We start from the raw sequence: 3,213 nt of genomic DNA on the forward strand, positions 1-3,213 counted from the left end.
TGCCAGCCATGCCAGGATCTGCTCTCGTTGTGATCGAGCCCGAATTCGTTTTTCGCAGTTTCAAAGCTGTCTTCGATCGCCCATCGATGGCCTTCGACCGCGACCAGCGTTTCAATTGATGTTCCTGCCGGGCACCAGGTCGAGAAGAAGGCGAGGTCATCATCAGCGATACGACGCCGGATCAGCAGACCGCGTGTCCAAAGACCTTGATCGACGCTGTTGAATTCTTCGGCATCGAGATCGGCTAGTTCGAGATAACACCAATCGTGCAGCCGCGGTCCTTTGGTTCCGGCACCGGCCGACAGGCGCTTCCAGTCGGATGGGCGTCGCGTCCGGGCGAGTTCCGCAGCCGTCCCGGCGACCGGCGGTCGCTTGCCCCAGGATCGGAATACATGAGCGCTGTTGACCCCAAGCACGTAGCCCTTGCCGGCCCGACGCAATTGCTGTTCGAGGTCGCCAACACCGTAAACGGTATCGCCGGCAACCCAGTTGAATGGGACAGACGCCGCTATCGCCCGTGCGATCATTCTCGTCGCAAGCTTTGGCTTGGTCGCAAAACCGACGTCGGCAGGCACGTATGTGGCTTCCAGGCGATCTGGATCGTCGGTCCATTCCTTCGGAAGATATAATGCGCGATCGATGAACGCATGGCCATGACGCGAAACGTAGGTAGCGAACACGCCGATCTGGCAGTTCGTAATCTTGCCTGCCGAACCGGTGTATTGCCGCGCCACGCCGCACGACGCCTTCCCCTGTTTGAGAAAGCCGGTCTCGTCGATGACGAGGACCGCATCGTCGTCTGCCAAATGCTCCATCACATAGTCGCGGACAATATCGCGCAAGGCATCGGCATCCCAATCGCTGCGACCCAAGATCGCCTGTTGCCGCCAAGGACCAGGATCGCCAGCGGCCTCCGCGCGCATCCAACCGGTCTTGCGTTGCTCATCACCGAGCAGACCTTCCAGAAACAGGCCCGCGTTCCTCGCAACACGTTCTTGCCCGAACAGCGGACGTATCCGCTTCTTAACCTCCCGAAGCGACGCAGCCCACAACGCAAGCGTCTCTTCAACTGACGCTGCCTGCGCCCACAATCTTCGAATCATGGTTGCCCATGGATTCAGAAACTCTCAGAAAACACAACTGTAATGCTAGGACGAACGATCGGCGCGCGTTCCGACAACCGATCCTGGGTTCTTTTGACCGGGGAATTTCGAGTGGCTGCCGCGGCGCAGCGTGCAAAATCAAATTCGCCGTTACTGTCTGCGACAAATTAACCCGACGGGCAGCTCAGAAAAATCCGTCAAGCCCGTGCGGCGAAAATATTTCTGTTTTTCGGAATAGCAACTCAGTGTATGAATAGGCCCGTCTCACCCGACACGAGGGGGCGGCTCGCGATCGTCACGAACGTGGTGTGAGATGCGGTGGACGCCGAATGCGTGACTGACGAGCACGCGTGACGCGGACGGCGAAGTCGTGCAGGCCTGACGCCCTAGTGGCAGGTGTCCTCGTTCAAGACGCACTTGCGTCTTGAACGGGCGGTGACAAAAGAGCCCAGTCTCGCCGGGGAGAGTACGAAGTAAGCCGTAACCCATCGCGCAGGGAAAGCCGGGTTGTTTCCGGTTACACCTGTGGTCCTACCCCCGAGCTTTCTACCCATTGCTCGGGGCCCATGGGTGCGATCGGCGCCCGGCTTTCCCTGCGCCCTCTGTCTGAGAAGAGGGCGAAACGAAGATCAAGACTCGGGCGCAAAGCGCCGCGAGAATGCGATTTCATATCCTCACGTTGTTTGAAACGTTGAACCGAAAGCCTGCGGTTTACGCCGGCAGGAGACCCGCGGCGCGATAGCCTTCGATCAAGGAGTCGTAGAGCGAAATATCGGAGCGGCTTCTTGCCATGAGCTGCGCGCCGGCGACGGCGGCGAAGATAGCGCGGGCCCGCTGTTCGCTTTTCCTCGAACTGACCAGACCCGCGGCTGACAGCAGCTTGCTCAGCCAGGCCACGTTGACGTCGGCAAATCTCTGGACCTCCCGCTTCACTGCGTCCGGCAGGTCATCATATTCCGCCGACATGACGCTGCAGAGGCACATGCGATTGTTGTTTTCGAGCGCCTTGCGAAACACATCGGGATATCGACGCAGGCAGCGAACAGGATCCGGCGTTTCTGCCAGCATGGTCTCGAGCTCGGCGGCCGTGTCCTCCCAGTAGCGCCGCGCGACCGCCACGCCGAGATCGGCCTTGCTCGGGAAATGGTGGTAGATGCTCGCGGCCTTGATGCCGACGTCATCAGCGAGATCGCGGAAATTCAGGCCGCCATAGCCACGCGCCTGCGCGGTCAGCCTTGCGGCCGCCAGGATGGCCTCCCGAGAGCTTGAGCTCATCTCATCGCCTCACTGCTTCGTTACCTACCAAGTGACAGGTAGGCGTTGACGGAGCGGATGTGAAGCCCTCACATCCAGCCTACCAAGTGGCAGGTAGATAAAAGAGGAGTCATCATGAAGATTTACGATTGGCCAACCGGCCCATACCCGGCCCGCGTTCGCATCGCCCTGGCCGAGAAGAACCTGCGGTCGCGCGTGCAGTTCGTAACGGTCGATCTCTACAAGGGCGAGCACAAGCAGCCCAACTTCCTCGCCAAGAATTACTCGGGCACACTGCCGGTGCTTGAGCTCGACGACGGGACTTTCATCGGCGAATGCACGGCCATTACCGAATACCTCGACGCGCTCGATGGCGCGCCGACGCTGACCGGCCGGACGCCGCGCGAAAAGGGCGTGATCCACATGATGAGCAAGCGCGCCGAGATAGAGCTGCTCGACGCCATCAGTGTCTATTTCCACCACGCCACGCCGGGGCTTGGGCCTCATGTCGAGATCTATCAGAACGCCGAGTGGGGGGCCGTCAGCGCGATAAGGCCATCAGGGGGATGCACTACTTCGACGGCATTCTGAAAAGACAGCCGTTCGTCACAGGCGAGGCGTTCACGATGGCCGATATCACCGTCATTGGCGGCTTGATCTTTGCGGGGCTCCTGAAGGTGCCGGTGCCGGCGGAGTGCGAGGCTCTCATAGCCTGGTACGCAAGGATGCAGGCGCGTCCCAGCGTCAAGAACCGGATCACGATGTCCGAACCGACCGAGGTCTCTGCTTGAAATCGTAGTCCGTGAACAACTGCTCTCGCGGGCGTTGCCCGCGGAGATCAGCCGGAGCTTGACCC

The 3,213-nt window shown here is 60.2% G+C and carries 2 protein-coding genes and 1 pseudogene; 1 reads left to right on the forward strand and 2 read right to left on the reverse strand.

The window, feature by feature from the left end; genetic code table 11:
* Together AS156_RS10780 and AS156_RS10785 are read right to left on the reverse strand one after the other, a co-directional pair.
* On the reverse strand, positions 1 to 1,103 hold a 1,103-nt coding region (locus AS156_RS10780), incomplete at its 3' end, for an IS701 family transposase (RefSeq protein WP_066500704.1).
* A gap of 711 nt (positions 1,104 to 1,814) precedes the next feature.
* On the reverse strand, positions 1,815 to 2,378 hold the full coding sequence (locus tag AS156_RS10785) for a TetR/AcrR family transcriptional regulator (protein WP_066503581.1): 564 nt from the start codon (positions 2,376 to 2,378) through the stop codon (positions 1,815 to 1,817).
* Between the two features lie 114 nt (positions 2,379 to 2,492).
* Between AS156_RS10785 and AS156_RS10790 the strand changes: the two are divergent.
* Positions 2,493 to 3,148, forward strand: a pseudogene (locus tag AS156_RS10790) (glutathione S-transferase).
* Positions 3,149 to 3,213 lie beyond the last annotated feature (65 nt).

The sequence above is a fragment of the Bradyrhizobium macuxiense genome, assembly GCF_001542415.1.
Lineage (GTDB): Bacteria > Pseudomonadota > Alphaproteobacteria > Rhizobiales > Xanthobacteraceae > Bradyrhizobium > Bradyrhizobium macuxiense.